This is a genomic window from Hungatella sp. SL.1.14 (assembly GCF_024460495.1).
Taxonomy (GTDB): domain Bacteria; phylum Bacillota; class Clostridia; order Lachnospirales; family Lachnospiraceae; genus Hungatella; species Hungatella hathewayi.
The window spans coordinates 44575-51307 of sequence record NZ_JANFYJ010000035.1; the positions used below are offsets into that span (position 1 = coordinate 44575).

The following is a 6733-nucleotide window of genomic DNA, read 5'->3' on the forward strand; positions in this document are numbered from 1 at the left end:
GTAAACTGTACTTTGCTATTAAATAATCTACTAATTCCTCATACGTTTTAAAGTTCATTTTTCCCTCTGTCAATTTTCGATTTATGCAATTTTTTTTCGGCATTTTCCTGCATTTTTCAAAAATTCTCAAATTGCTCCATGTGGAGTATACTAGCATTATAACACAAAGCGCTTTGAGTTAAAACATATTAATACGGAGGTAAACATAATGGAGAAATCCATATCTGACTTAGTCTCTTTAATAGAGGAGACACCTAAGGGAACTTTCTTCTCTTACAAAAATGGTGTCATTCAAACATATGCTTGTAGGGACTTTCGCGGTAATCTATATCTCAATAGATTACCCGCGCTGAACTACTACATAGAGCGTCCGAATGAACTTAGCCTTTTTTTCGCAAATGATAACTCTTCACACATTAGCTATGAGAAGTTTGTTTTCAGCGGAACCGACAGTATCTACACAATAGCAACCGTTGCTAAAACGTATGCAATCGCTCCACGGATTGTTGCATATTTTAACGAGTTGTTAGACTACACAGAAAAGGGAGGGAAATTATATGTTAAGACCAAGTGACTTTATCATCACCAATTTTTCAGACTTAGCCCAAGGACAGACCGCACTGTGCGTAGGGGTACGCCCTAATTATAAGGATTACAAGAACGGTATTGCCGGAGATATTTGCGGCTATAGTTACGAACTCGTATTGCCGTCACGGAAGTACGAACATATCGCTATGAAGGTGCCCGGTTCTGCCTTGATTAATCCTGAATTGTTCAGCACCCCCAACACCGTTGTAGCAATCGAGCAGATTCAAGACTTTTGTGCTCGTTGGTACAAAACTGCCAATATGACGGAATATTCCCTGTCATGCAAGGCTTCCGGATTCACAATATCAAAGGAGGCAAAAGCATAATTGGATAAGTGGCTAGAGAAATTCGACCGCTTGACCGATGGAGCCGCGGAGGGACTGAAAAAAGTCCCTTCACAACTCCGCGATAACAAACGGCTGATATCGAAATTAATTATATTTATTTTGATTCTAGGTTTGGCTCTGATGTCCGTTATCTGGGTTCTGACTGCATTTTTAAAAGCCATAGAATACCTCTATGGAATCTGGGTTGAGAACACGGAGTTGATTATCATACTCTTTGTTAGCCTGTGCATGTTATTAGGTTCCGTCACTTCGCAGATAAGTAAATACCGTGAGGAAAAAGAACGCAGAAAACGGGAAGAACTGGCACGCCAGCAAAAGAATGCCTCTACACAATATGCGTACCTGCGCCTTTTCCTCTATAAAATTTTGGACGAAAGACTATGTAGCATAATAGAGGTGGTGAAACCTGTTGCCCCCAACCAGTTGAACGCTATCACGCCAATAACAATAGATGATGGGCACGCTATTATTTACTATAATTTTCAAGTTCATAAAGCAAAGACCTTGCCGTTTTCACAAGGAACCGACTACGTTAGCAACCTGATTTCCTCTCATGTTATAGCGAAAACGCAAATTGAGGGAATAGAGGGAATCACTGCACCTGTAGGGGATAGCCTCCTTACCCCTGTGCATGTAGATTCCGTGAAAGACCTTGGTTCAACCGCTATTATCGTTTTAGTTTTAGACTGTGAAGCATACAGGGAGTTAAAGGAACAGCAGGGGCATTCCATGCAATCCCGTGAATTAGTTGAGCATATCTAGGAGGTGGCTTATGATACTAGGATATAGCCTTGTAGATTGGGAAGAATACGGAATAAAGACCGCAATTCATACTGATATTTGCAAAAATCCCCATTCCCTGATTACGGGCAAGTCTGGAAGTGGTAAGTCACAGAGCTTTCTTTGGTTTGCCTATCATATTTTACAGGGGCAGGAAAGCATTTTGTATCTGGCAGACTTTAAAGCCGGAAAGGAATATGCTCCCCTGAAAGACTGTTCCGCTTATTCCTGTGCTGATAATGCTGTTTTTATGATATACGACTTCTACAAGTTATATACGGAAATGCGACAGCACCAAAATCCAGAGATAGGTCATGTGACGCTTGTCATTGAAGAATGGTTCGGCTTATTGGGCTACATAGAAAGCATAGACAAAAAGCGAAAAAATGATTTGATGGCTAAGGTCGGCGAAATTCTAGCTTTAGGGCGAGGAATTGGAAATGGAATAGGAATTTTTCTTCTTGTCCAAAGGGCAGACAGTTCAAACTTTTCCGCTGGATCACGCGAGCAATTTCAAAACCTCATCTGCTTCGGAAGACTTAGCCGTGAACAACGTCTTATGCTGTTCGCCGGCGAGGATTTAAATACCCGGTACTATAAAACCGGTCAGGGAATCGCTCTGATTGACGGTCAGGAAGGGGCTACAGAAATTATCGTCCCTTGGGTTCCTGAACAAGATATACTGTTGAAACGTATACGCAACTATATGGACAGACAACCCTCGATTCAGGAATTGCTACACCAGATACAGTCAACCGGCGGCGTTGCGGAGCATAAGCCATAGGTTGACCGGAGCAGGGGGCGAAGCCCCTTGCTCCATACCGAAGTTGCATAGTATTACCACAACTTCGGTGTCAGTGTCAAAAATGCAAAAAATCCTTTAAAATCAATGGTTCCGGCATACCCCTCGATTGTGTCGGCTCTGTGTCGGAACTAAGAAAGGAAGTACCATGACAACCAAAAAGAAAAACATAAATAATAATCGGCGCAGCCGAAAATACCAATTAACATTTAACAACCCGGAAAAGCACAAGAACTGTTCCCATCAGGCGATTAAAGAAAAACTGTCAAGCTGGGAGAATATCATTTACTGGTGTATGTGTGATGAAATTGCAAAGGCTCCACACACTCACCTGTTTGCACAATTTAAGAATCCTGTTTACTTTTCCAGCATAAAGAAAACTTTTCCATCTTCCCATATCGAAGAAGCACAAGGAACAGCAGAAGAAAACCGGGCGTATATCCGCAAAGAGGGCAAGTGGGAAGATACAGAAAAGGGAACCACAAATTTAAAGGATACCTTTGAGGAATGGGGAACCATGCCACAAACGGGACAGGGACGAAGAAGCGATTTAGCCAACTTATACCAGATGATTAAGGACGGCTATTCGAATGTAGAGATTCTGGAAATCAACCCTGACAACCTAATGAACCTACAGCACATTGATAAGGCACGTTTAGAGATACTTTCCAGCCGCTACAAGGCAGAACGGCGCATGAACCTATTAGTAACCTATGTGAGCGGTGCAACCGGCTTTGGAAAGTCCAGATATATCCTTGATAATCACGGCGATTCCAATGTATACCGGGTAACGGACTACAAGCACCCCTTTGATACTTATTCCGGGGAAGATGTGATAGTCTTTGAAGAATTTAGAAGCGATTTGCCCATAGGCAATATGCTGAACTATCTTGATATCTACCCCTTGCAACTTCCTGCAAGGTACAACAATCGGCAGGCCTGCTATAACTTCGTCTATATCGTTTCCAACTGGAAGTTAGAAGACCAGTACCATAATATCCGCTTGGAGCAAATGGAGACTTGGAACGCCCTTATACGGCGTATTCACAAGGTAAGGATATACACGGCTCCCGGTGAATGGCAGGAATATGATACTACTGATTATCTGCATGGATTCCAGCCGGTTGACAGGGCAGATACACCATTTAATAATTAAATCTGACAGGCGTTGGGACTTCACAATATACGCTGATAAAATTATTGCAAACAAAAAACATAACGAAAATAATCATACTTACAAATTATAAAATCATAAACCATATCAAATTTCAATCAAACAATCTCACAAATAAAACTTTGCTCCCTGCGCCTGTTGCAAGGCGGCGTATATGAATGACAATAAAAATACTTCGGAAATCTTCAATCTTTCTTTATTGAAAGAAGCACTTGACTGCGGTATAATCAGTACAGACAGTGTGCTTGATACGCTTATGTCAACAAAGAGAGAACAAGTCCGAAAGATACATACTTACGCCATCACCCCACCAGCAAAAGAGGGGGGACGGTGGCAGACCTGCTACAAAGGTACAGACGGAAAACGAAAGAATATCAAGGCACAGACGGAAGATGAATTATTGGATAAACTGATTCCAATATACTTCCAAAATTCGCACATTGACAAAATGACTTTTTACGAACTGTATGAGGAATGGTTAACATATAAACGGACTGTAACCAATAGTCCCAATACCATCAAACGGCACAAACAGCATTACAGCAAATATTTTGAACCATCTGCCCTACATAACAAGAAAATCAAACGAATAGATGAATTACTGCTGGAGTCAGAGTGTAACCGCATAGTAAGAGAATTTAATCTTCCCCGTAAGGAATGGGGAAATATTAAGACCATCTTAAACGGTATGTTTGAATATGCCATCAGGAAAAAATATCTGTTGGAGAACCCCATGGACAAGGTTCAGATTCTTGTCAAATTTAAGCAGGTAGTCAGAAAAACAGGCAAGACCGAAACTTATAATTCGGACGAACTGAAAGACCTGAACCAGTATCTTGACCGCATGTATACAGAAACGCTTGATACTGCTTTCTTGGCTGTCAAATTAAATTTCCTGCTCGGCTTACGTGTGGGGGAACTGGTCGCTCTGAAATGGGACGATTACACCAATATCAACCATCTGCATATTGTCCGTGAAGAAGTCAGAAATCAGGTTACAAACCAATATGAGGTAGTGGAGCATACAAAGACCAACCGTGACCGATTCGTGGTTCTGGTTCCAAAGGCAATCAATATCCTGCAAAAGATAGGGCATACCGGCGATTACATTTTTATGAGGGACGGGGAGCGGCTTACATCAAGGCAGATTGCCTATGTACTGGAAAAATATGCGGAACGTCAAGGACTGTCTACAAAATCCACCCACAAAATGAGAAAGACGTTCGCCAGCAACCTAAACGCCAGTGGCGTGCCGCTTGACTGTATACGGGAACTGCTGGGACATAGCAACTTAAATACCACCCTTGGATATATCTATAATCCATTGACGGAAAAAGAAACTTATGACCTCATATCTAAGGCTTTGTAAGCTGTCTACAACTGTCTACAGCCTGAAAGACACACAAATATAGCGGAACCCCTGATAAATCAAGGATTCCGCTACTAATTAAAAGAGCGCGAGACGGGGATCGAACCCGCGACCCCAACCTTGGCAAGGTTATTTAATATATATAATAAGAAGTAACACATACAAAAAGCGGCTTAAAATCAAGGTTTTTTGAAAAGTAGATAGTGTATAATACCATTTCAAGCACATATCGACTTTAAGCAAAACTTTAAGCATTTTTTAATAGTGAAAATAGTGATTTAGCATCGGTGAATAGTAAAATGCCGACCGATCTAACTTATATTACATCAGTAATGCCAAGGATCAAAGATATCATTGGCATAGAAGGACAAAGTTACCAGCTATTAAGTGATGTAGCATATGCGATATCCGTCAAAGGAATAAAGTCTGGAGGGTTTGGTTTTAATAATCAACTTTATTCAGACCGGCCAGTAAATACTAGCAATTGGGGGTATGTTGAATACTTTCAGCATGCGGATAATTATGTTACAGTTAAGTTGTATCCAGAATCATCTCTTGACATTTTTATTCGCCGTTTTACGATAAACACCATGACATGGAACACTGATTGGAGAAAACTCTCAACAACAGACGTAGTAAATTGATCATTTTTGTACCCAACCTGAGTTCCACTGTCCGTTAAAAAGGGTCCGATAAAATGAGCTTAATTCTCCACCGTATCTATGAGCAATGACCATGATTCGAGACGTATCGTTTTCTTTAATAATTTCTATTGCAAACTCAGCAGCTTGCAGAGGAATATCTGGTGGAAAATAAGGAGCTGCAACAAAGAGATTATGTACATTATCCCCCATATTTTTTATAGCATCAAGTAATGTTCCCGATGTAATAGTTATTGCGTTCAAACGCTTGTCTAAATCACTATTTTTTCCAGTTGTATTTCGAACATTTGTTTGTTATCATGATATCAAAGGAGATGATACTATGGCAATATGCACCCTGGAGCCCGACATTAACCAGTGCCCGTATTATAACGACGTGTCACAGACATGCAATGGCGGCCCGCAAGAATGTGGATTTTATAAAAAAACAGAGCCACAAAAGGCAGAACCGGAGCAGATGGAGCGCCGGGTGAAGTGGTATGAGAAGTACTACGAGAAACGATAAGACGGCAGGACGAAGCTAATTGGGTGGCTACCGCCCTGCTGATATGAGCATACTTATTTAACAGTTTGCAGACTGCGTTGTGACGAATTCACATACAAATGCCGCTCTGGTAGTGGGGGATTGTGCAAACCAGGGCGGCCGTAAGAAGAGTTGACACACAAATTATATCACTTTATACAAATAAATCAATATTATTATTGTCAATTTATCAACAAATTCATATAAAAATACGGCCCGCCAAAATGGCTAGGCCGTAAATTAGAAAAGCAAAAACACAGTGATTATAGCACGCGTATTTCATTCTGTAAAGAAGGAATTTAAGGGTACCCATTTACTGATCACCTATACATGATTACGCACAAAAACCGCCCAGTGTATAGGGATACTGAGCGGCTTTGCATGAATGCTCTTACTGGGCGTGCCAGAAAGATATAAGATATATAATACGAGCAGCCTGATTATATCATTTCCAGAGAGTTCTGGCAATACCTTTCTTCTCCAAAAAT

8 protein-coding genes are annotated in these 6733 nt (G+C 41.0%); 7 read left to right on the forward strand and 1 reads right to left on the reverse strand.

The annotated features are described in order from the left end of the window. The first annotated feature begins 208 nt into the window (after positions 1-208). The 6 genes from NE473_RS26915 to NE473_RS26940 all read left to right on the forward strand — a co-directional run bounded on the left by NE473_RS26915 (position 209) and on the right by NE473_RS26940 (position 5060). Positions 209-574, forward strand: a complete 366-nt coding sequence (locus NE473_RS26915) for a hypothetical protein (RefSeq protein ID WP_055652128.1) — start codon at positions 209-211, stop codon at positions 572-574. Then, entirely contained in the window at positions 558-914 is a 357-nt protein-coding gene (locus tag NE473_RS26920; RefSeq protein ID WP_055652129.1) for a hypothetical protein, read from the forward strand. The genes NE473_RS26915 and NE473_RS26920 overlap by 17 nt, the downstream gene beginning before the upstream one ends. Further along, entirely contained in the window at positions 915-1697 is a 783-nt protein-coding gene (locus NE473_RS26925) for a hypothetical protein (RefSeq protein ID WP_055652130.1), read from the forward strand. Between the two features lie 10 nt (positions 1698-1707). Continuing rightward, positions 1708-2499, forward strand: coding sequence for a P-loop NTPase family protein (locus NE473_RS26930; RefSeq protein ID WP_242866257.1), 792 nt, complete (start codon positions 1708-1710; stop codon positions 2497-2499). A gap of 166 nt (positions 2500-2665) precedes the next feature. Then, the gene (locus tag NE473_RS26935) at positions 2666-3673 is read left to right on the forward strand and encodes a hypothetical protein (RefSeq protein ID WP_055652131.1); all 1008 of its coding nucleotides are present in this window, start codon (positions 2666-2668) and stop codon (positions 3671-3673) included. 172 nt (positions 3674-3845) lie between these two features. Next, positions 3846-5060: a tyrosine-type recombinase/integrase gene (locus tag NE473_RS26940; protein WP_055652132.1), complete on the forward strand. Its 1215-nt coding sequence runs from the start codon at positions 3846-3848 to the stop codon at positions 5058-5060. Positions 5061-5704: 644 nt separating this feature from the next. Here the strand turns inward: NE473_RS26940 and NE473_RS26945 are convergent. After that, positions 5705-5965 carry a hypothetical protein gene (locus NE473_RS26945; RefSeq protein ID WP_154658220.1) on the reverse strand — a complete coding sequence of 87 codons (261 nt, stop codon included), beginning with the start codon at positions 5963-5965 and terminating at the stop codon, positions 5705-5707. 79 nt (positions 5966-6044) lie between these two features. Here NE473_RS26945 and NE473_RS26950 point away from each other — a divergent pair, with 79 nt between their 5' ends. Beyond that, complete coding sequence (locus NE473_RS26950) at positions 6045-6227, forward strand: hypothetical protein (protein WP_118043186.1); 183 nt, start codon at positions 6045-6047, stop codon at positions 6225-6227. Positions 6228-6733 lie beyond the last annotated feature (506 nt).

Excerpts from the sequence above, each read along its gene's own strand:
- NE473_RS26915 (WP_055652128.1), top strand. The coding sequence starts at position 209 with ATGGAGAAATCCATATCTGACTTAGTCTCTTTAATAGAGGAGACACCT.
- NE473_RS26920 (WP_055652129.1), top strand. The coding sequence starts at position 558 with ATGTTAAGACCAAGTGACTTTATCATCACCAATTTTTCAGACTTAGCC.
- NE473_RS26930 (WP_242866257.1), top strand. The coding sequence starts at position 1,708 with ATGATACTAGGATATAGCCTTGTAGATTGGGAAGAATACGGAATAAAG.
- NE473_RS26935 (WP_055652131.1), top strand. The coding sequence starts at position 2,666 with ATGACAACCAAAAAGAAAAACATAAATAATAATCGGCGCAGCCGAAAA.
- NE473_RS26940 (WP_055652132.1), top strand. The coding sequence starts at position 3,846 with ATGAATGACAATAAAAATACTTCGGAAATCTTCAATCTTTCTTTATTG.
- NE473_RS26950 (WP_118043186.1), top strand. The coding sequence starts at position 6,045 with ATGGCAATATGCACCCTGGAGCCCGACATTAACCAGTGCCCGTATTAT.